Origin of the sequence: Bacillus sp. 007/AIA-02/001 (genome assembly GCF_004634455.1) — a bacterium.
GTDB lineage: Bacteria > Bacillota > Bacilli > Bacillales > Bacillaceae_G > Bacillus_A > Bacillus_A cereus.
The window spans coordinates 73691-94087 of record NZ_SEIY01000002.1; the positions used below are offsets into that span (position 1 = coordinate 73691).

Below are 20397 nucleotides of genomic sequence, written 5' to 3' on the forward strand. Positions count from 1 at the left end.
AGGGGATGGAGTATGATTGAATTAGAAATTAGGTTGGAGCGTCTTAGGGAAGAACAAATAGGCGATATTGTAGCATTATCTTCTTATATTGGCTGGGATTATAACAGAGAAGAAGTTGAAACAATTTTTAACTCAGGTATTGTATACGGCGTATGGAATGAGAGAAAGGAACTTATTGCTAGCGCGGCAATAATATTATATGGGGAGAAATTAGCGTCTATCGGAATGGTGATTGTACATCCAGATTATAAGGGGAGAGGGATTGGAAAGATAATAACGGAAGCGTGCGTTAAAAGCGTATCAGCTCATACTCCAATTATGCTGATTGCTACGGATGAAGGGAAACCTTTATATGAAAAGTTAGGATTTAGGGCAGTAAGTTATGTTTCTAAATACATATGTAACTCATACAATGCGAAAGATTATTGTGTAAGAAATGAAGATTATGTGATGAATTATGAAGAGGGTGATTTAGAAAAAATAATAAAAATAGATGAATATGCGTTTGGAACAAATAGAAAAGAGTTTTTAAAGAAAAGAATTATGCAAAGTGAACAGTGTATCGTTGTAAGGGACAAGGAACAAAATGTATTAGGTTACGGTTTAAGCATACAAACACCAGAAAATAAGATAATAGGGCCGGTTGTTGCTAAAAATGATGAGATGGCAATGAGAATAGTACATGATTTAGCAAGAGGGCATAATGGTAAATTAAGAATTGATGTACTAGAAGGAAAGAACGATTTCATGAAAGAATTAGAGATTGCTGGTTTTAAAAAGGTGAATATACCGCCAATTATGATGGAAAATAGTAATCGGTTAATAAAAAGAAATAGTGAACTATATAGTATTGCAGCGCAAATTTTTGGATAAAAAAGAACCCTTTTAAATGAAGGATTCTTTTTTGAGCCAATTTAATCACGATATTGGTCATGAGTTGGCTGAAAGAGGTCTTCCTCGATATCTCGCACCATAGAAAAATGATCAACGTTATAATGACCGTGTAAAGTTTTATTGTGATGACCAATAATTTGTTCTGCAGACAATACGTTAGAATCAGTTGTTGAATGACCGTTTTTAATTAATGTAACGTCAAATCCTTGTACAGTTGCTGTCCTAACGGCAGTGTCAATGCAATGTTCTGTTTTACATCCGCCTATAACAATATGATTAATGTTTTCTTCTTTTAAAAGTTCAAGTAAAGAAGTACCGTAGAATGAATTGGTTGCTGCTTTATTAATAAAGATTGCAGACTGGGGTACTTGAATTTGATTATGTACTTCAAATCCTTCGCCACTACCAGAAGCAACATCGATATCTCTTACGAAAACAATAAGAGCATTTGAATCTATTGCTTTCTGGAGGGCTATATTTAGTGTAGATAATAGCTCGGTTTTACGAAAAACTTCATTTTCTTGCTCATTTCCATCAATTAATTCTTGCTGAGCGTCGATAATTAATAGTGCTTGTTTCATCGTGTCTCCCCTTTAATATGAAATAAGTTCCACTGTACATATTCCTTCAGATTATTAGAAAATCCTCCATTGTAAGAGAAGGAGAAGATTGATTTACAAAGTTGTCAAAGAAATTTCATTCTCATAGCGTGTAAAAACATGTATGATAGGAGATGGAGAATTTTTGAGTAGGTGGGAATAACATGCAAACAGTAGAAGATTATCTTTCATTCTTACATACGAAAGGATTTAAATTATCAGAGGAAGCACAAGGGTTTATTATGTTTGGACAAGGATATACTGGTGCGTCTGATGGGATTGTGAACGCAGCAATAGAAGCGACAATTAAACATCAATTGCAGTTTGATGGTAGTTATTTCGTTGCGTTATTAGAACGATTGAAAGAGGAAGAAATTACAGATAAAAAAAGCGCTAAGGCTTTTATGCGGAAGTTACAAGCGTAACTTCACGCAGCCTGCGCTTCTTTTTTTGTTTTGGAAGGTAATTCAACAAAAATCATGCCTAGAAAAATACATAGACATCCGATAATAGCAGAAATAGAAAGTTGTTCATTTGCAACGAGAACGCCTGTTAATGCAGCAAAAACGGGCTCCATTGCGAAAATAATTGCTACCCTCGTTGGAGAAGTGTGTTTTTGTGCCGATGTTTGAATGAAAAAAGCAATAGATGTTGCAAACAGGGCAGTTAGAAAGAGTGCGAATAAAAAGGATTGATTCGTCCATAGTGATACTGAAAATAACTTTTCCCAATCTTCAAACAAAAAAGCGCAAATAGAAGAAAATATACCAACAGCTAATACTTGAGATGTGCTTAATAATAAAGGTGATATTTTCTTAGAAAAGAAGCCGTTAATAAGAATATGGGCAGCGAAAGCGACTGCACAACCGAGAACAAGTATATCTCCTATATTTAATTGGAAAGAATCAGCAGCTGTTAATAAGTATAAACCTGTTGTAGCTACAACAATACCAAGTACGATGAAAATGGTAGCTTTTTGTTTTAAAAAGATAAAGGATAAGATTGGGACCATAACAATGCTTAGCCCAGTTAAGAAACCTGCTTTTGAAGATGTTGTATAGAGTAAGCCAAATGTTTGCAATAAATAACCGACAAATAAGAAGAACCCAACTATTAATCCGGCTAAACTACTATGTTTTAATTCTTGTTTTGAAGTTTTCTGTGAGAAAATAATTTGAACGAATAATAAAATAATTCCAGCGAATAAAAAGCGAATACCATTAAACGTAAATGGACCAACGAAAGACATAGCGTTTTGAACGACAACAAACGTAGCTCCCCAAATAAAAGAGACAAATAATAAAGCAAGAGGAGCAATCCACTCTCTTTTCACACTCATACCCCCGTTAATTTTGTAAGATAGCTTTTCTAGCTAATTCATCAGCTACTTTATTTTGACTACTTGGAATCCACTTAATAAAAAAGAGATCGAAGTTTTTTATGTACTGCAGTGCTTCATCTAAAAGAGGTGCAAATATTTTATTTTTTGCGTATTCTTTTTCAACAGCCCGTTCGACAAGCTGGGAATCTGTACGAAAAGAGACAGTGCTATAATTATGCTCGATGCAATATTTTAATGCTAGAAGTAAAGCGCGGTATTCTGCTTCATGATTGGACATTGTTCCAAGTGGTACTGATAATTGTACAGGCGGCTGAACGCCTTTAATAAACACTCCTGCACCAGAAGGACCAGGATTTCCTTTTGATGCACCATCAATATATACTTCAATCAAAATGAGAAACCTCCAAATTATAAGATTATCCCCTACTTAAATATTTTTTTGAAGTAGGGGATAGGGTAGTTATCCGATTGTGATGCTGTAACGACATGTAAATGTTTCATTCGCTTGTAAAGATTGAATTCCCTTTTTGTCCTTGAAATCTTTTGCTGGATTTACTTCATCAGCGATTCCATACCAAGGTTCAATACATAAGAAAGGTGCGTTATCCCCTGGTGTCCATACGCCGACAAATGGAAATCCATCAAATTCTACTTTTACAAATTTATTATGTTTATGAGAACGAATCGAAATTTCATTCGTATTCATATGTTCAAAAATAAGTGCATCATTTTTGAATAAATCGTATGTAAGTGGCAATTCAGTCGTATTTTCAGCGATTAATTGCTTTTTGTTTGAAAGATAAGGTCCTTCTAATACGCTTGTTTCTAAGCGTTCCGAACCATTAAACGATAAGTGATAATCTGTAAATGATTCACCGTCCAATAAAGGGAAGTTGAATCCAGGATGTGCGCCGATTGAGAAGAACATTTCTTTAGAAGTAGGATTGTTTACTTCATATGTTACATGAACACTTTGTCCATCTAGCTCATAAGAAACGAGTAATTCGAATTCGTATGGGTATTTTTTTAATGTTTCTTCATTACTAGTAACGATATAAGTGATCTTTGTTTCGCTTTGTTCTTTCACAGAGAAAGTAAGATCACGAGCGAAACCGTGTTGTGTTAATGAATATGGTTTACCGTCTACGTAGTATGTATTATCTACTAATCGACCGACAATTGGGAACAAAATTGGTGCACGGCGTCCCCAATAAGTAGAATCACCTTGCCATAAATATTCTATGTTGTCTTCTTTTAAGCGAACGCTCTGTAATTCTGCACCTTTGTCAGAAATGGAAACGATCACTTTTTCATTTTGAATTGTTGCTGTCATGAAGTGAAACCTCCTAAATCTTTCATATGTTTCATTATACGTTGTCTAAAAGGAAAAAGGTAGTTTATGATAGGAAATCTATTGACGAAAGAGGGGCTACCACGTAAAATATAATCTTGTTGCTAAAAAAAAGAATAACGTGGTTCGAAACCATCCCACGTAAAAAAACTAAGGAGATTTTGTCATGAATATTAGAACGTTAGTCGGTAATGGTATTTTAGCGGCATTATATATTGCTGTTTCTATGCTTATTCAGCCATTTGGCTTTACGAATGTACAGTTTCGTATTTCAGAGATGTTTAATCATCTCGTTGTATTTAACAAGAAAGCAATTTACGGAATTGTATTAGGTGTATTTTTAACGAATCTCTTTTTCTCACCTATGATCGCTTATGATTTAGTATTTGGAGTAGGGCAATCTATTCTTGCATTAGTTGCAACGATTATTTCTATGCGATTTATTAAAGGTGTTTGGGCTCGTATGATTTTTAATACAGTTATCTTTACGATTACAATGTTTATGATTGCAATTGAACTTCATCTTGCATTTGACCTACCATTTATGTGGACTTGGTTAACATGTGCAGCAGGTGAATTCGTAGTAATGGCGATCGGTATGCCTGTAATGTACTGGATTAATAAGCGAGTACAATTTGAAAGATTTATGTAATAGATGAAAGAGCTATTCCTTATATAGGATGGCTCTTTTTGTATGTGATTATATTGAATATAATACTGTGACTCTTGATAAAATATAATAAAATAAAGTGAGGCTTCAATTAGCCGGATAAATAAGAAGTCTTACATAAGGGGAATGTAGTATGAAATATAAAATTCATTGGTTGTATAAAACGAAGCGCGGATTGCAGACGGAATTAACGACAGAGTATATGAACATAGAAGAAGTACTTCAATTTGCAGAGGATTTTGAGAAAACAGGAAGAGTAAAAGAAATTTCATTTTATGATGAAATGGACGCAGAATGGTCATTAAAAGAGATGAAAAAGTTAAGTAAGCAAGTAGAGGAAGATCCCCAAGAAATACTCGTTTATTTTGATGGGGGGTATGATGTGCAAACGAAAGAAGCTGGCGTTGGTATATGTGTGTATTATAAAAAAGGAAATACAAACTACCGGATTCGCCGCAATGCATATATAGAAGGTATATATGATAATAATGAAGCGGAATATGCATCGTTACTATACGGTATGAATATACTCGAGGAATTAGGGATTAAGTATGAAGCAGTCACACTTCACGGTGATTCTCAAGTTGTACTGCAGCAATTAGCCCGAGAATGGCCTTGTTATGATGAGCATTTAAACCATTATTTAGATCAAATTGAACAAAAGGCGAAGCAAATGAAATTAAAACTTATATGTGAACCAATATCTAGAAAACAAAATAAAGAAGCACATCAATTAGCTACGCAAGCATTGGAAGGAACAGTTATTGATAGTCATAAAGAAATAACTGAATAGAGAGGTGCAAAGGTGGATAAAAAGCAACTCATTACAGAGGTAAATGACTTATTAGAAACGTATTGTGAAGGATGTTTCTTGCGAGAACATAATCGAAAGACAAATAGTAAATATTATGCCCATTCATTTTGTATACGGCAATGTACAGTTGGAGAAACATTGAAAAAGTATGGAGAACAGTTGTCATGAAAAAACATCCAGAGAAAATTCTCTGGATGTTTTTTAGTGTCTTGCTTCGTTTAGTTGATGCTCACATTTATTTAATTTCTTTTCCTCATTCATTAAAAATGGCTCATCTAAATCAGTTGCAACTGATTTCATAATTTCAAGCTGAGAGCGAGCTGCTTCTACAGCAGTAGTAGCATGCTCTAATGTATCTGGATCCATTGAAATTGTTGCTGATCCTACCATTTTTTGTGCTGTTTCTACACGGAATTTCACTTCTTCAAAATCATTTACTTCTGATCCCATTAATAATTCCTCCTTTGTATAGTGCGCATTTCACATAGTTTTTGCTCTGTAAAACGGAAATATACAAAGGAATAACAAAGGAGGTTACCAAGTAAGGCAACCTCCTGTTATATGTTGGATTAAAGTTTTACTACGTTAGCAGCTTGAGGTCCGCGGTTACCTTCAGTAATGTCGAAAGATACTTCTTGACCTTCTTCTAAAGCTTTGTAGCCGTCTCCTTGAATAGCAGAGAAATGTACGAATACATCGTCAGCGCCTTCCATTTCGATAAATCCAAAACCTTTTTCGTTGTTAAACCATTTTACTTTTCCTTGCATGTTACAATTCCTCCTAAAAGCGTTTACTATTTTCATTTAGTGAAATTCATTAAAAAAATAATATAAACTAAAAATGCTATATTCTTGAATATTCTGCTAAATGATTAATTTAAATATACACGAATTGGGAGAATTTAGTCAAGTAAGCGATTTTATTTTTTTGTATTTTTAAATAATTTTCCAGTCAAATTTTTAAATAGGTATAGGACAGGCCGAGTATGTAATATTCTTAATTGAATGCTATACATAATGAGGTGAAAGAATGAATAAGTCTTACTTATTAGATAATGAAGGAATGAGAACGAGAACCGACATACCGGATTGGGTTGCAAAAGAATTTGAGATTTTTTCAAATGTTGTGTTAGAACCAACTTTTCCATGTTATTTCGGTTTAACAGCTTTGAAAAAGAATGAACTTCGTTATTCATTTCTTTCTCATAATGATTGGAGTCATTTGCCGCATACAATGTTATCTTTTTTAGAGTTAATGAAAGAGAGACCGATTGTAAGAAGGGGCTTTTTCCTTTTTGTAGAACCGGAATGTGAAGAACAATCACTCGAATATTACCGTGATTCTTTTTGGAAAGTGTTACAGTATTTACATGAAAACGATAATCAAGCATGGCCAAAGCAAATTCCTGAAGACCCAGACCATTATTTATGGGAATTTTCATTTGGTGGTGAGCCAATATTCGCATTTGGAAATGCGCCAGCTTATAAACAACGAAAAACTAGACATTTAGGGAATTCTCTCGTTATTGGGTTTCAGCCACGCACTATTTTTGATGGATTAGAGGGAGATCGTCCTAAAGGAGCATATTCAAGACAAATGGTCCGTGAGCGAGTTGAAAAGTGGGATCAATTGCCGAAACATCCTAACATTAGTCATTATGGTGACCCAGAGCATCGTGAATGGAAACAATATTTCATAGGAGACGATGTAGAGCCAATAAAAGGGAAATGTCCTTTTCTTCATAGGATAGAAAAGTAAGAGCCATCATCTAGATGGCTCTTTTGTATATTTTGGATAAAAAAGGGTATTTTATTATGAAAGCTAGTCTATTTTTTAAAATTACATCATTAACTAGTAGTAAAGAGAGTAGAAAGGATAGAGCGATGATTGGAGCAATTATACAGCAAATCGTATTAGGTATATCATTAGCTGCGCCAGTAGGGCCGATTAATATTGAAATGTTAAAACGAGGAATTGAACGTGGTTTTTGGCACGCTTGGGTTGTTGGAATTGGTGGAATGACTGCAGATGTTTTATTTATGCTTCTCATTTATTTCGGTTTATCTTCTGTGTTTATGTATACATATGTACAAGCCTTCATGTATTGCACGGGTTTTTTCTTGTTATTTTATTTAGGATTTCAAAGTGTAAAACAAGGAATTTTCGAATCGAATATGGAATATAAAAAAGAAGAGGTAGGTGGCCTTAAGCAATCGTTTATGGCAGGATTTTTAATTGCGATATCCAATCCATTAAATCTTGTTTTTTGGTTTGGTATATACGGAAGTACACTTAGCTCATTACTTACGAAGGTAACGAAACAAGAAGCTTTTTTGTACAGTCTTTGCATTATTGTTGGTATTATTTTATGGAATTTAAATATTGCTTTTTCTGTACATTTTGGAAGAACTTTATTAAAACCAAAAGCGCTTGGCTACATAACAGCCGGAGCAGGTATTATTTTAGTAGGTTACTCTATACATTTTGCATACAAAGCTTTACAGTTGTTCACATAAGATTGAAGGGGAGATTTTTATGTATCGAACCACTATTGACGGAAAAGAAATTATAATTACGTTAGCGCCAAAAATCCGAAAAGAAATTACTGATAGAAATCCACTATATGAAGCGGTATTTCATAATGCTGCAAGATTGTTACAAACAAAGCAACCGACGTTTGCAGTAAATCATGAAATATTTGGGCTCATTATTGGAGAAGTGCAAAGAGGAGAAGTAACAGTGTTTGCAGTGGAACATATTATTCCGAAGCAAAATATATTTGGATCAAACAATTTTTTCTCGGCAATAGAACAACAGGCAAATTTGTAAAGTGAATAGAATAAGAATAGAAAAGAAATAGTCGTAACGATATGTTGCGGCTGTTTTTTTGGAAAAGGGGGAAACAAGATGAAGAAAGTGGGGAAAGAGTTCTTTTTACAACATGATATTGTTATTATGTATAGCATTCTATTTATTTTCATTATTATTTTAAAAATGCAATTTTTTACGTGGTTTGGCATGTTAGCATGTGTGTTTGGGATTGTTTTCTATACACTTAATGAATATATGACACATCGTTTTTTATTCCATATAAAGCCACCTAAAAACACATTTCTATTAAAAATGTTAAGAAGATTGCATTATGATCACCACGTATATCCAGATGATTTAAAACTTTTGTTTTTACCTGTATGGTTTAGTATACCTAGTTTTACTATATATTTACTTATAGCATATGGTATTACAAAAAGTGTTACTATTGCACTTTCATTTGGAATCGGAATGATTATTATGCTGCTCGTTTACGAATGGAAACATTATATTGCTCATAGACCGATTCGTCCCGTCACTAAGTTTGGAAGATGGCTAAAAAAACAACATATATTACACCATTATAAAAACGAAAAGTTTTGGTTTGGTGTTTCAAATCCAGTATTCGATTTTATATTTGGAACACTTAAAGACGGAAAAGATGTTGAGTTAAGCGAAACGGCTCGTAATTTAGAAAAGGAAAAAAAGACAAAAGTAGTGCGTTAAGCACTGCTTTTGTCTTAATGAGGATAAATAAGTAAGGTGTCACTTTATTTTGAAAAAGTATATTAAAAATTTAGGGGAAATTGCCGAAAAATGTCTATCAAAAAATCTTTGCATGAATGCATGGATTGTCTAAAATGAATATAAGTTTCTGAATATTTATAAAATTTAGTCTTTAGGTATGCAAGGGGTAAGTGTATTTTAAGTAAGAGAGGAGATCGGTTAATGAAACGAGACGATACGTCAGCACGTAAGTTGCAAAATGAGGTGAATTATACAGAGGTCGTTCAGTCGGAAGAATTTCAATTGTTATTAAATACGAAAAAGAAGTTTATCATTCCAATGAGTATTTTCTTTTTTAGTTTTTTTATCGCATTACCTATTCTAACATCGTATTCAAAGGTGCTTAATACACCTGCATTTGGAGACGTTACATGGGCGTGGGTATTTGCTTTTTCCCAATTTATTATGACATGGGCACTATGTATGATTTATAGCAAAAAAGCAGAATCATTTGATGAAATCTCCCGAAAAATTTTGCAAGATATGCAAAAAGGGAGGGGCTGAACTTGAATACTACTGCATTTGCACTATTTTTAATTATTGTTCTTGGTACGCTCGTCATAACCTATTTTGCATCGAAAAAAACGAAAAATGCGAGTGAATTTTATACGGCTGGAGGGGGATTAACTGGTTGGCAAAATGGTCTGGCCATTGCTGGAGATTACATGTCTGCTGCTTCATTTCTCGGTATAGCTGGAGCAATCGCATTAACTGGGTTTGATGGATTCTTTTATAGTATCGGTTTTTTAGTTGCTTATTTAGTTGTACTATATCTTGTTGCAGAACCGCTTAGAAATTTAGGAAAGTACACTTTGGCGGATATGATTGCAGCACGCTTTGACGCGAAAAAAGTTCGCGGAGTTGCAGCTCTTAATACGATGACGATTTCTATCTTTTATATGATTGCACAATTAGTTGGCGCGGGTGCACTTATTAAATTATTATTAGGGATTGAATATACGACATCTGTATTAATCGTTGGAACACTTATGACGGTGTATGTTATTTTTGGTGGTATGACAGCAACGAGCTGGGTACAAATTGTAAAGGCTGTATTACTTATGGCTGGTACGTTTATTATTTCTGTTATCGTTTTCGCAAAATTCAACTTCAGCGTGACTGAAATGTTTGCCCAAATGAAAACAGCTACACCATTAAAAGATTCATTTTTAAATCCAGGTGTAAAGTATAAGGATGGCCTTGATACACTTTCTTTAAATTTAGGACTAGTACTTGGTACAGCTGGATTACCACATATACTTGTCCGCTTTTTTACAGTACGTGATGCAAAAACTGCACGTCAATCTGTCGTATATGCGACATGGTTAATTGGTGCATTTTATATTATGACGATTTTCTTAGGATTTGGTGCGGCAGCGTTTGTAGGAAATGAAGCGATTATTAAAGCGAACCCAGCGGGTAATATGGCAGCACCTTTATTAGCCAAAGCGTTAGGTGGAGACTTCTTATTTGCTTTCGTATCAGCAATTGCTTTTGCAACAATTTTGGCTGTAGTGGCAGGTCTCGTATTAACGGCAGCATCAGCATTCGCTCATGATTTTTATAATGAGATCATTCGCAAAGGGAAATCATCGGAAAAAGAGCAAGTATCTATGGCTCGGTATGCATCTATTGGAGTAGCGATATTATCTATCATACTTGCATTATTTGCCCAAACATTAAACGTAGCATTTTTAGTATCATTAGCATTTGCAGTTGCAGCGAGTGCAAATCTACCAGTGATTTTATTTACAATATATTGGAAGCGTTTTAATACAACGGGTGCTATTTCCGGTATGATTGTAGGGCTCGTATCAGCAATTGTTCTCGTAGCGTTGAGTCCGAATGTTTGGAACCCTGTAGCTGGAAAAGCTATTTTTGTTGGGGAAGCGATATTCCCATATACGACACCAGGAATTATTTCAATTCCGCTCGGATTTCTTGCAGCATATTTAGGAACTGTTTTATCTAGTAAGAAAGAAGATGCAGCGAAATTTGATGAAATTCTTGTGAAATCTAATACTGGTCACGGTATTAGTGATGCGTCTTCACATTAAATAAAAGAGGAGCTTTTCGATAGATAAGAAAAGCTCTTTTTTCTTTTGTCATTTTCTTGTAAATATTACTGATTTGTAAGTAGGATTTGTCTTAATTTTGTGGAATGAAAATAGCAGGGAGAAATTTAAGTCATCATGGCACCAGCGCAGCTTTTGTGAAAAATAAGTTGTTATGGAAGGTGGAAGTAATGATGAAAACGAAGCAAACTGATGAATTATTAGCAAAAGATGAGCAATATGTTTGGCACGGAATGCGTCCCTTTAGTCCAAATAGTACAATGGTAGGGGCAAAAGCTGAAGGGTGCTGGGTTGAAGATATACAAGGAAAAAGATATTTAGATGGTATGAGTGGTCTTTGGTGTGTGAATAGTGGATATGGAAGAAAGGAGCTCGCAGAAGCGGCTTATAAGCAATTACAAACATTATCATACTTTCCAATGTCACAATCTCATGAACCAGCTATAAAGCTTGCTGAAAAATTAAATGAGTGGCTTGGGGGAGAGTATGTTATTTTCTTCTCAAATAGTGGTTCAGAAGCGAACGAAACAGCTTTTAAAATAGCAAGACAATACTATGCGCAAAAAGGTGAACCACATCGTTATAAATTTATGTCACGTTATCGTGGGTATCACGGGAATACAATGGCGACAATGGCAGCGACGGGACAAGCGCAGCGTAGATATCAATATGAACCGTTTGCTTCAGGTTTTTTACACGTAACACCACCGGATTGTTACCGTATGCCTGAAATTGAAGGGCAGCATATTTATGATGTAGAATGTGTGAAAGAAGTCGATCGTGTTATGACGTGGGAATTAAGTGAAACAATTGCCGCTTTTATTATGGAACCAATTATTACAGGCGGGGGCATATTAATGCCACCACAAGACTATATGAAAGCTGTTCATGAAACGTGTCAAAAACACGGTGCCTTGCTTATTAGTGATGAAGTAATTTGCGGTTTCGGACGTACAGGAAAAGCATTTGGATTTATGAATTATGATGTGAAGCCAGATATTATTACGATGGCAAAAGGGATTACGAGCGCATATTTACCATTATCTGCAACAGCTGTGAAAAAAGAAATATATGAAGCATTTAAAGGGAAGGGAGAGTATGAATTCTTCCGACATATTAATACATTTGGTGGAAATCCAGCAGCTTGTGCATTAGCCCTTAAAAACTTAGAGATTATGGAAAATGAAAATTTAATTGAGCGATCTGCGCAAATGGGTTCCCTTTTATTAGAGCAACTAAAAGATGAAATTGGGGAACATCCGCTTGTTGGGGATATTAGAGGAAAAGGTCTATTAGTTGGAATTGAATTAGTAAATGATAAAGAGACGAAAGAGCCAATTGATAACGACAAAATCGCAAGTGTCGTAAATGCTTGTAAAGAAAAAGGGCTTATTATAGGACGAAACGGTATGACGACAGCAGGATATAATAACGTCTTAACATTAGCACCGCCGCTTATTATTTCAAGTGAAGAAATTGCCTTTGTTGTTGGAACGTTGAAGACGGCGATGGAACGTATTTAATAAATAGAGAGAGGAGCGAGCTTTAATATAAGGCTCGCTTTTGTTTAGTAGAGGGGACTTTTAATGGATAAATATGATCCGAACAAACATTATCACATTTATGAAGACGGATATGATTTAGAAGTGACGGCGTATAAGAGAATGAAAGAGCCGGTTTGGGATGCTTATATTCCGCACTATGAGGTGGAAGATTTTTATAAGAAAGTGGAGGAAATGAAGCTAGGTGAATATATAGATAATTACGGCATTATGATGTATTCATTTAGTAATGATATGGATGATGAAGAAGCACGAACTATTTTTGAAAATGGTTAAAAAAGAACGAGATTGTTTAAAGATAAAACAAAAAGGAGATTGCTATCTTATAAAATAGCAATCTCCTTTTATTATAGTAAACTTATTTACTTGCTTTCATTGCTTTATCTTTTGCACCAAACGTGTATTTTAACATTGGTGGTGTAATCATTGTAGTTAAAATAACGACAATAACGATTGCTGTAAAGTAATCTTGTGCCAATAGCCCAGAAGAAAGACCTGTTCCTGCGATGATAAGTGCAACTTCACCACGAGAAACCATTCCAGCACCGATAATTGCAGAAGACTTAGCATCAAATCCAGTCATGCGTGCACCAACACCACAACCAATTAGTTTCGTTAATACAGCGATTACTGTTAATGCTAAGATGAACCAAATTTGATTGCCAATACCGTCAAATGTAATATTCATACCGATACTAACGAAGAATACCGGAACGAACATAGCGTAAGCAATTGGTTCTACTTTCTTTTCTACTTCATGTTTGTAGTTTGTTTGAGAAATTGCAATACCAGCAGCGAAAGCACCGATAATACCAGCAATTCCTAATAGTTCGCCGAAATATGCGAATGAGAAACAGATGATAAGAGCTGCGCTCACGATAGACTCAGATACGCGCAGTGGTGACAACCAACGCATAATTGCTGGAACACCTTTCCATCCAATTAAAATAATAGAAGCGAAGAATACTACTTTCTTCAAGATAACCATTGTTAAGTTAACATCATTAGTGCCTAAGAAGCTCATTGCGAATGCTAATAAAATAACAACAAGAATATCATCAAATACAGCGGCTCCAAGCATCGTCGTACTTTCACGTGTTTTCATTTTACCTAAATCACGAAGTGTTTGTACGGAAATACTAACACTTGTCGCACATAGAAGTAATCCTAAGAATACAGCGTTTCCTTGTTCCATTCCCATAACAAGGCCGGAAACGTAACCACCTACGAATGGAAGAATAATACCTCCGAGTGCAACTGCTAAAGAAGAATTACGATTGGCGTTTAATTCTTCTAAGTCTGTTTCAAGTCCAGCCATAAACATTAGAAGAATAACCCCGACATTACTTAATTGAGTTAGAAGCTCTGAATTTTCAATCCAACCTAATACAGCTGGACCGATAACGATACCGACAATTAATTTACCTAGTACAGAAGGTTGACCTAATCTAACACTAAGATCACCAGCAAGCTTTGTACTTAATAAAATAAGTGCAATTTGAAAGAAAAATTCGAATTCCATCTGATCCTCTCCTCATCATTTTTAGTTTTATCATACGATTTCTCGGAATTTGCCTAATGAAAATATGTAAAACCCATTAAACAAAAGGGTCTGATTACGAGTTCTTTTGAACTTGTAATTTGAACCTGTAATTAATATATAATATATTTTGCAAAAAATCAATGAAAAAATGGGAGCTTTTTTAGAGAGAGACGGTGTTATTAGAGATATACATATAAGAATAGTGTGTGAATTTTTATATGTATGAAATAGTATGAAGTCCTTTTTCATTACAAATAATAAAGCCTAAATGCTATTTCACGAATTATAAATGTGAAAAGGAGGTTTTATCATTTGAATTCATTAAAAAATAACTTGTCTATTGTTGCTTTAGGTGGAGTAAATGAAATAGGAAAAAATATGTATGCTATCCAATATGAAAATGATATTGTCGTCATTGATTGTGGATCTAAATTTCCAGATGAAAGTTTATTAGGGATTGATTTAATAATTCCAGACGTCACATATTTGCAAGAAAATAAAGAAAAAATTCGCGGTTTAGTAGTAACGCACGGGCATGAGGACCATATTGGCGGAATACCATATTTTTTAAAACAACTAAATGTACCAATCTATGCAACAAAGTTAACGTTAGGTTTAATTGAAATTAAATTAAAGGAACACAATCTTCAAAATGATACGGAATTAATCGTTATTCATTCAGAATCAGAAATTGATTGTGGTTCTATTAAGGCAACCTTTTTTAAAACGAACCACAGTATTCCGGATTGTCTCGGTATTGTTTTTCATACACCAGAAGGTACTGTAGTACATACAGGTGATTTTAAATTTGATTTAACACCAGTAAATAATCAACATCCTGATATTCATAAAATGGCTAAAATAGGAAGTGAAGGTGTACTAGCTTTATTATCTGAAAGCACAAATGCAGAACGCCCAGGTTTTACTCCATCAGAAAGGTCAGTAGGAGAACGGGTAGAGGAAATATTTATGAAAGCAAATAGAAAAGTAATTATTTCTACATTTGCTTCTAATGTGAATCGTGTTCAGCAAATAGTTGAAGCTTGCATAAAAACAAATCGAAAATTGGCTTTGCTCGGGAGAAGTATGGTAAATGTAGTAGAAGTTGCTCTAGAGAAAGGGTATTTACATATTCCAGACGGCATGTTGATTGAAGCGAGTGAGATAAATCGTTTAGATCCAAAGCAGGTAGCGATACTTTGTACAGGAAGTCAAGGAGAACCGATGGCAGCTTTAGCGCGTTTAGCGAGTGGAAACTATAGACAAGTTGATGTTTTACCAGAAGATACGGTTATTATAGCTGCGACTCCGATTCCAGGAAATGAACGTAACGTTTCAAGAATTATAGATAATCTATTTGCTTTAGGAGCAAAAGTAATTTATGGATCAGGTAGTTCTACTGGAGTCCATGTATCTGGTCATGCGTATCAAGAAGAATTGAAATTAATGCTCACTTTAATGAAACCTAAATATTTTATCCCAATTCATGGAGAGTTTAGAATGCTACATCACCATAGTTTGTTAGCAGAATCAATTGGTATTGAAAAGGAAAATATCTTTATCGTACGTAATGGAGATGTTGTAGATATTAGTAATGAAGTGGCAATTCAATCTAGAAGAATACAGGCAGGAAATATATATGTAGATGGATTAGGAATTGGAGATGTTGGAAATGCATTATTACGTGATCGTAAACAACTTTCAGAAGATGGAATGCTCGTTATAGTTATTACTTTTAATAAAGTGGATGGAGAAATAATTTCAGGTCCTGATATTATTTCTCGTGGATTTGTCTATGTTCGTGATTCAGAAGAATTTTTAAGAGAATTAAATAAATTAGCTGTTATTACAATTAATAATTTAAAGAAAGAGAATGTGAATAGCTGGGGTATTTTGAAAAGGGAGGTAAGAGAAGCGTTAGGGAAGTATATATATACAAATACAAAACGAAAGCCGATGATTCTTCCTATAATAATAGAGGTTTAATAGTAAAAAAAGAATTCTCGTATGGGAATTCTTTTTTGTTTTGAAGACAAAATGAACATATAATGAAATAAATAGAAATGGAAGGAAATAAAAGATGTTATTAAATAAACGTTTTACAATTGGAGAAATGGCAAAAATGCATAATATCGCAGAATCTACATTAAGGTATTATGATGAAAAAGGAATTTTTCATCCGTCCATTGTTGATCCTCAAACGAATTATCGTTATTATACAATCGATCAATTTTCACTATTAGATACGATTAAGTTTTTACGCCAATTAAACATTCCATTAAAGGAAATTAAAAAATATATTGATGAAAGAAATCCAGCATACGCACTCAATTTACTGGAAAAACAACAAGAGATGATGCTGAAGAAACAAAGAGAAATTGAGTATGCTTTAGCGAAAATGGAGCATAGAATTCATTTAATTAAGGAAGCAACAAAAGCAAAAGCTGAACAAATGGTAATAAAAGAGATCCCGCAGCGAAAAATAACAGCTATTGCGGTTGCCCCGAATACGACGGATGATATGTTTGAGTACTACATTCATTCGTTGCAAAAAAATATGAGGCAAATGGATGATAGCTTATTTTCTGGAGATATTGGTGTAACTGTTGCGAAAAAAGGGTTAATGCAAAATGAGTTTCAAGCATATAGCAGTGTATTTATTCTTTTGGATTATATGCCTTTTGAAGTACAGAGTTCAGATGAAATTAAAGAAGGTATGTTTGCCTGTGTATATCATCATGGGCCATATGAAGAAACTGATGAAACATATAAGAAGCTAATGAAATATATTGATCAAGAAGGATACGAAATAAGTGGAGATGCAATTGAGATTGCATTAATTGATTGGTCTGTAACAGAAGATCCTGAGGAGCAAGTAACAGAAATTCAAATTCCTATAATGAAAAAACAAAGCAATAAGTTATAGGACTCGTATAATTACAAATGAGCATCAAACGCGATAATTAAGTCACCTATTTTTTAATTCTCTATTGACCTTAAAGTTACTTGAAGGTTTAAACTAAGAAAAGAGAGTTGAAAAAAAGGAGCATATTAGAGTATGGAAGCAACAGAAAAATTAAGAGAAAAACCAATTAAAAGCTTATTTATTTCTTATTTAATACCAGCAGTTCTTGGAATGGTATTAATGTCAGTGAATATTGTAATTGACGCGGTTATGATTAGTAGAGGAGTTGGGGCGAACGGTTTAGCAGGAGTGAACGTGGCTATTCCAGCCTTTTCGATTTTCTTCTCTATTTCATTATGGATCGGAATGGGCGGGGCAACGTTATACTCCATTGCATTAGGTGAAAATAAACGAGAAAGAGCAAGGTCTATTTTTACTCAATCAATGACGGTAGCAGTTGTTATCGTAGGGATTTTAGCAGCGATTTGTTTATGGAGAATAGAAGATTTAGCATACTTATTTGGTGCAAACGAAGTGATTCTACCATATGCGTTAGACTATTTACACGTATTATTAACATTTGGAATGATATACGTTTTAGAAAATATTTTAAGTACATTTATACGAAATGATGGAAATCCTAATTTAGCAATGGCTGGTCTTGTTGTAACGGCTGTATTAAATATAGTGTTTGACTATATCTTTATTTTTATCTTTGGATGGGGCGTAACAGGTGCTGCCTCAGCGACTATTCTTTCGGCAGCGATTGGTTTCCTTGTATTATTAACTCATTTCTTTAGAAAAAGTAGTATTTTAAAGTGGACGAAATTTCATTTTGAATGGGATACTGTCAAACAAATTATGGTGATTGGTTTCCCAAGTTTTACAGCAGAAAGTACGGTTGCAATCGTAACGATTGGTTTTAATATCGCATTTGTCCAATATGCAGGAGAAGTAGGAGTAGCTTCCTATGCGATGGTGAATAGTATTCATGCAATGACATTACTATTATTCTTTGGTGTTGGAGCAGCATTACAGCCAATTGCTAGTTTCCATTACGGGGCAAATTTATCAGAGAGACTTCGTGAAGGATTGAAGTTTGCTGTGAAAATTGCAGTTGTCCTTGGAGGCGTTGCGATAATTGTCGGATTATTCTTCGGGAAATATATCATTGGTTTATTTGATGTTCAATCTCCAGAATTATTGGAGTTAACCTTAACAGGTATTAGTTTATTCTTTATCCAATACGTATTTTTAGGTTATAACATTGTGTATGGAGAGTACTTCCAATCAGTGCGACAAACGAAGAAATCAGTACTTATTATAATGAGCCGAGGATTACTATTTATTATTCCATTGTTATGGATTATGCCGAAACTATTTGGTATAAATGGAATTTGGCTCGTTATGCCAGTTGCAGAAGTAATGACAGCGATTATCGTATTTACGATGAATCGTATGAAACATCCTGTTCCATTAAATATGGCAGGAGAGAAAGAAGCGATATGATAAAAAATCCCCTTAAGCAATTAAGGGGATTTTCTTATTCCTTTAAACTAATAGCAAAAGATCCATCCGTTTCTTGAACAGAAGCAAAGGCAACGTTTTTAATATTTGTAATTCCTTTTTCTTTTAATTCTTTATATAACCATTTTTCATCTTTATGTATTAACTTTAAGTTATCATATTGAATTTGTGAATCGACGATAAGTGCAATTGGTAATCCAGCATACTTAACATCTATGTTTAAATCTTTTGGAGTTAATGGTACAAGTTCTCTTTTTGGTAAAATACTAATAGCGCCGTTCGCTTCTAAAATAGCGTATTCAATTTCATGAACACTTGGATATCCTGCAACGCGAAGATTAGAAAGCAGTTCTGCAATGGGGTATCTACTTTTTTGTAAGTTTTCAAAAATAATATCACCATGTTTAATTAAAATGATAGGGTGTCCGAGAATAAAACGATTTAGTTTGTTGAATAGGCTTAATTTTGTAAGGAGTAAATGTAAACATGTGATAACAACCATACCGAGAAATGCTTGTAAAGCACCAGAGACGGGTATGGCCTGGAAAGCTAAATAAGATAAAAAAATTATAGCCCCAAAATCATGAGGAGTTAGTTGCGCTAACGCGGATTTACCGAGTAACTTAAGCGATAGCAAAAATAAGATGAAAAAGAACGACACGTTACATAAAAAGAGAAGCAATAGAGACACTCCTTCGTGTAAAGTTGTACTTACTATTCCCGAAAGTAATATAAATATTACCTTTCAGAGGATAAATTAGGGTTTATTGGAATTTGTCTGTATACAAACAAATAAATGGATATTATCATGAAGGAAGTAAAAGAAAATAGGAGTATATGAATATGAGAAAGAAGAAAATAATGAAGGGCATTTTAGTTGTTATAATGATTTGCGCCGTGTATGCGGGGTTTTTACAATATCACATTTATAAGCATGGGCATATGAATGCAACATACGATGCTGATTACATAATTGTACTAGGATCGAAAGTAAATGGGACGAAACCATCTTATTCATTGCAATATCGTATTGATAAAGCAGCTGAATATTTAAAATCACATGAGAAAACAATCGCTATCGTATCTGGAGGACAAGGAAAAGGCGAAGACATTTCAGAAGCATTAGCAATGAAACAAGGACTAATAAAACAAAATATCGCAGAAGACCGCATTATAATGGAGGACAAATCTACGAGTACAGATGAGAATATTACATTCTCAAAACCGTTAATTCCAGCCGATATGAAAAAAGGTATGATCGTAACAAACGATTTTCACATGTTTAGAGCGAAAAAAATAGCGGCCAAACAAGGTTTACAATTAGAAGGTCTTCCGGCAAAAACACCGAAACCAATCATCATTCCATCGAATGTACGAGAATATTTAGCAATTACACAGTATTGGTTTATGAATCGAATATAGTGAAAGTGATCCCGTCTGAAACTCAGGCGGGATTTAGTTTGAGGAAAATCTTACAAATATGTCACGTTCGTGAAAGGTAAAGCGATAGTTTCTAGA

The 20397-nt window shown here is 34.3% G+C and carries 24 protein-coding genes, 1 pseudogene and 1 riboswitch; of the genes and pseudogenes, 17 read left to right on the plus strand and 8 right to left on the minus strand.

The window, feature by feature from the left end:
- Window positions 1-12: 12 nt before the first annotated feature.
- Entirely contained in the window at window positions 13-873 is an 861-nt protein-coding gene (locus tag ES895_RS05780) for a GNAT family N-acetyltransferase (RefSeq protein WP_135238188.1), read from the plus strand.
- A gap of 41 nt (window positions 874-914) precedes the next feature.
- Here the strand turns inward: ES895_RS05780 and ES895_RS05785 are convergent, their stop codons facing one another.
- Complete coding sequence (locus ES895_RS05785; protein ID WP_000806320.1) at window positions 915-1475, minus strand: cysteine hydrolase family protein; 561 nt, start codon at window positions 1473-1475, stop codon at window positions 915-917.
- A 182-nt stretch (window positions 1476-1657) separates the two neighbouring features.
- Between ES895_RS05785 and ES895_RS05790 the strand changes: the two genes are divergently transcribed.
- Window positions 1658-1918 (plus strand): DUF6123 family protein, encoded by a 261-nt coding sequence (locus tag ES895_RS05790; RefSeq protein ID WP_001195212.1) that lies wholly within the window; start codon window positions 1658-1660, stop codon window positions 1916-1918.
- A 2-nt stretch (window positions 1919-1920) separates the two neighbouring features.
- Here the strand turns inward: ES895_RS05790 and ES895_RS05795 are convergent, their stop codons facing one another.
- The 3 genes from ES895_RS05795 to ES895_RS05805 form a co-directional block, all read right to left on the minus strand.
- Window positions 1921-2826 carry a DMT family transporter gene (locus ES895_RS05795; RefSeq protein ID WP_000818085.1) on the minus strand — a complete coding sequence of 302 codons (906 nt, stop codon included), beginning with the start codon at window positions 2824-2826 and terminating at the stop codon, window positions 1921-1923.
- Between the two features lie 13 nt (window positions 2827-2839).
- Window positions 2840-3226, minus strand: a complete 387-nt coding sequence (locus ES895_RS05800; RefSeq protein ID WP_000573880.1) for a reverse transcriptase-like protein — start codon at window positions 3224-3226, stop codon at window positions 2840-2842.
- 69 nt (window positions 3227-3295) lie between these two features.
- A complete protein-coding gene (locus ES895_RS05805; RefSeq protein ID WP_000127397.1) occupies window positions 3296-4168 on the minus strand; it encodes an aldose 1-epimerase family protein in 873 nt (290 codons plus the stop codon).
- 133 nt (window positions 4169-4301) lie between these two features.
- Window positions 4302-4346: riboswitch (PreQ1 riboswitch) on the plus strand.
- A 6-nt stretch (window positions 4347-4352) separates the two neighbouring features.
- On the opposite strand from ES895_RS05805, the gene ES895_RS05810 reads away from it, so the two are divergent.
- From ES895_RS05810 to ES895_RS05820, 3 genes are all read left to right on the plus strand, one after another.
- Entirely contained in the window at window positions 4353-4838 is a 486-nt protein-coding gene (locus ES895_RS05810) for a QueT transporter family protein (protein WP_001026471.1), read from the plus strand.
- Between the two features lie 151 nt (window positions 4839-4989).
- Window positions 4990-5649 (plus strand): ribonuclease H family protein, encoded by a 660-nt coding sequence (locus ES895_RS05815; protein WP_135238189.1) that lies wholly within the window; start codon window positions 4990-4992, stop codon window positions 5647-5649.
- 12 nt (window positions 5650-5661) lie between these two features.
- Window positions 5662-5838 carry a zinc-finger domain-containing protein gene (locus ES895_RS05820; protein ID WP_000358801.1) on the plus strand — a complete coding sequence of 59 codons (177 nt, stop codon included), beginning with the start codon at window positions 5662-5664 and terminating at the stop codon, window positions 5836-5838.
- 33 nt (window positions 5839-5871) lie between these two features.
- Here ES895_RS05820 and ES895_RS05825 read toward each other — a convergent pair whose 3' ends face one another.
- Both ES895_RS05825 and cspB read right to left on the minus strand, forming a co-directional pair.
- Complete coding sequence (locus ES895_RS05825; protein ID WP_000534392.1) at window positions 5872-6120, minus strand: DUF2564 family protein; 249 nt, start codon at window positions 6118-6120, stop codon at window positions 5872-5874.
- Window positions 6121-6239: 119 nt separating this feature from the next.
- A complete protein-coding gene (gene cspB / locus ES895_RS05830; protein WP_001161731.1) occupies window positions 6240-6437 on the minus strand; it encodes a cold shock-like protein CspB in 198 nt (65 codons plus the stop codon).
- A 262-nt stretch (window positions 6438-6699) separates the two neighbouring features.
- On the opposite strand from cspB, the gene ES895_RS05835 reads away from it, so the two are divergent.
- The 8 genes and pseudogenes from ES895_RS05835 (at window position 6700) to ES895_RS05870 (ending at window position 13200) form a co-directional block, all read left to right on the plus strand.
- Window positions 6700-7428: a YqcI/YcgG family protein gene (locus ES895_RS05835; RefSeq protein ID WP_001043769.1), complete on the plus strand. Its 729-nt coding sequence runs from the start codon at window positions 6700-6702 to the stop codon at window positions 7426-7428.
- Window positions 7429-7442: 14 nt separating this feature from the next.
- Window positions 7443-8186: a LysE family transporter gene (locus tag ES895_RS05840; protein ID WP_001196839.1), complete on the plus strand. Its 744-nt coding sequence runs from the start codon at window positions 7443-7445 to the stop codon at window positions 8184-8186.
- Between the two features lie 19 nt (window positions 8187-8205).
- Window positions 8206-8499 (plus strand): hypothetical protein, encoded by a 294-nt coding sequence (locus ES895_RS05845; protein ID WP_000286362.1) that lies wholly within the window; start codon window positions 8206-8208, stop codon window positions 8497-8499.
- 78 nt (window positions 8500-8577) lie between these two features.
- Window positions 8578-9207, plus strand: a complete 630-nt coding sequence (locus ES895_RS05850) for a sterol desaturase family protein (RefSeq protein ID WP_000755400.1) — start codon at window positions 8578-8580, stop codon at window positions 9205-9207.
- Between the two features lie 222 nt (window positions 9208-9429).
- Window positions 9430-9771, plus strand: coding sequence for a DUF485 domain-containing protein (locus ES895_RS05855; RefSeq protein ID WP_000817366.1), 342 nt, complete (start codon window positions 9430-9432; stop codon window positions 9769-9771).
- Between the two features lie 2 nt (window positions 9772-9773).
- Window positions 9774-11324: a solute symporter family protein gene (locus ES895_RS05860; protein ID WP_001098233.1), complete on the plus strand. Its 1551-nt coding sequence runs from the start codon at window positions 9774-9776 to the stop codon at window positions 11322-11324.
- 191 nt (window positions 11325-11515) lie between these two features.
- Window positions 11516-12865, plus strand: a complete 1350-nt coding sequence (locus ES895_RS05865) for an aspartate aminotransferase family protein (RefSeq protein ID WP_000850959.1) — start codon at window positions 11516-11518, stop codon at window positions 12863-12865.
- Window positions 12866-12928: 63 nt separating this feature from the next.
- Window positions 12929-13200: pseudogene (locus ES895_RS05870) on the plus strand (DUF3986 family protein).
- Window positions 13201-13262: 62 nt separating this feature from the next.
- Here ES895_RS05870 and ES895_RS05875 read toward each other — a convergent pair.
- Window positions 13263-14426, minus strand: a complete 1164-nt coding sequence (locus tag ES895_RS05875) for a cation:proton antiporter (RefSeq protein ID WP_135238190.1) — start codon at window positions 14424-14426, stop codon at window positions 13263-13265.
- A gap of 333 nt (window positions 14427-14759) precedes the next feature.
- Between ES895_RS05875 and ES895_RS05880 the strand changes: the two genes are divergently transcribed.
- The 3 genes from ES895_RS05880 (at window position 14760) to ES895_RS05890 (ending at window position 18861) form a co-directional block, all read left to right on the plus strand.
- On the plus strand, window positions 14760-16433 hold the full coding sequence (locus ES895_RS05880) for a ribonuclease J (RefSeq protein WP_001086703.1): 1674 nt from the start codon (window positions 14760-14762) through the stop codon (window positions 16431-16433).
- Between the two features lie 94 nt (window positions 16434-16527).
- On the plus strand, window positions 16528-17373 hold the full coding sequence (locus ES895_RS05885) for a MerR family transcriptional regulator (protein ID WP_000925910.1): 846 nt from the start codon (window positions 16528-16530) through the stop codon (window positions 17371-17373).
- A gap of 132 nt (window positions 17374-17505) precedes the next feature.
- Window positions 17506-18861 carry an MATE family efflux transporter gene (locus tag ES895_RS05890; protein ID WP_000388390.1) on the plus strand — a complete coding sequence of 452 codons (1356 nt, stop codon included), beginning with the start codon at window positions 17506-17508 and terminating at the stop codon, window positions 18859-18861.
- Window positions 18862-18895: 34 nt separating this feature from the next.
- On the opposite strand, the gene ES895_RS05895 is transcribed toward ES895_RS05890, so the two are convergent.
- Complete coding sequence (locus tag ES895_RS05895; protein ID WP_000923922.1) at window positions 18896-19561, minus strand: DUF421 domain-containing protein; 666 nt, start codon at window positions 19559-19561, stop codon at window positions 18896-18898.
- 161 nt (window positions 19562-19722) lie between these two features.
- Here ES895_RS05895 and ES895_RS05900 point away from each other — a divergent pair, with 161 nt between their 5' ends.
- A complete protein-coding gene (locus ES895_RS05900; protein ID WP_001227676.1) occupies window positions 19723-20301 on the plus strand; it encodes a YdcF family protein in 579 nt (192 codons plus the stop codon).
- Window positions 20302-20397: the final 96 nt, after the last annotated feature.

Bases quoted from the DNA above. Each gene is read 5' to 3' on its own strand.
- ES895_RS05780 (WP_135238188.1), top strand. From the start codon at position 13: ATGATTGAATTAGAAATTAGGTTGGAGCGTCTTAGGGAAGAACAAATA.
- ES895_RS05785 (WP_000806320.1), bottom strand. From the start codon at position 1,475: ATGAAACAAGCACTATTAATTATCGACGCTCAGCAAGAATTAATTGAT.
- ES895_RS05790 (WP_001195212.1), top strand. From the start codon at position 1,658: ATGCAAACAGTAGAAGATTATCTTTCATTCTTACATACGAAAGGATTT.
- ES895_RS05805 (WP_000127397.1), bottom strand. From the start codon at position 4,168: ATGACAGCAACAATTCAAAATGAAAAAGTGATCGTTTCCATTTCTGAC.
- ES895_RS05810 (WP_001026471.1), top strand. From the start codon at position 4,353: ATGAATATTAGAACGTTAGTCGGTAATGGTATTTTAGCGGCATTATAT.
- ES895_RS05815 (WP_135238189.1), top strand. From the start codon at position 4,990: ATGAAATATAAAATTCATTGGTTGTATAAAACGAAGCGCGGATTGCAG.
- ES895_RS05825 (WP_000534392.1), bottom strand. From the start codon at position 6,120: ATGGGATCAGAAGTAAATGATTTTGAAGAAGTGAAATTCCGTGTAGAA.
- cspB (WP_001161731.1), bottom strand. From the start codon at position 6,437: ATGCAAGGAAAAGTAAAATGGTTTAACAACGAAAAAGGTTTTGGATTT.
- ES895_RS05835 (WP_001043769.1), top strand. From the start codon at position 6,700: ATGAATAAGTCTTACTTATTAGATAATGAAGGAATGAGAACGAGAACC.
- ES895_RS05840 (WP_001196839.1), top strand. From the start codon at position 7,443: ATGGCTCTTTTGTATATTTTGGATAAAAAAGGGTATTTTATTATGAAA.
- ES895_RS05845 (WP_000286362.1), top strand. From the start codon at position 8,206: ATGTATCGAACCACTATTGACGGAAAAGAAATTATAATTACGTTAGCG.
- ES895_RS05850 (WP_000755400.1), top strand. From the start codon at position 8,578: ATGAAGAAAGTGGGGAAAGAGTTCTTTTTACAACATGATATTGTTATT.
- ES895_RS05855 (WP_000817366.1), top strand. From the start codon at position 9,430: ATGAAACGAGACGATACGTCAGCACGTAAGTTGCAAAATGAGGTGAAT.
- ES895_RS05865 (WP_000850959.1), top strand. From the start codon at position 11,516: ATGAAAACGAAGCAAACTGATGAATTATTAGCAAAAGATGAGCAATAT.
- ES895_RS05875 (WP_135238190.1), bottom strand. From the start codon at position 14,426: ATGGAATTCGAATTTTTCTTTCAAATTGCACTTATTTTATTAAGTACA.
- ES895_RS05885 (WP_000925910.1), top strand. From the start codon at position 16,528: ATGTTATTAAATAAACGTTTTACAATTGGAGAAATGGCAAAAATGCAT.
- ES895_RS05890 (WP_000388390.1), top strand. From the start codon at position 17,506: ATGGAAGCAACAGAAAAATTAAGAGAAAAACCAATTAAAAGCTTATTT.
- ES895_RS05900 (WP_001227676.1), top strand. From the start codon at position 19,723: ATGAGAAAGAAGAAAATAATGAAGGGCATTTTAGTTGTTATAATGATT.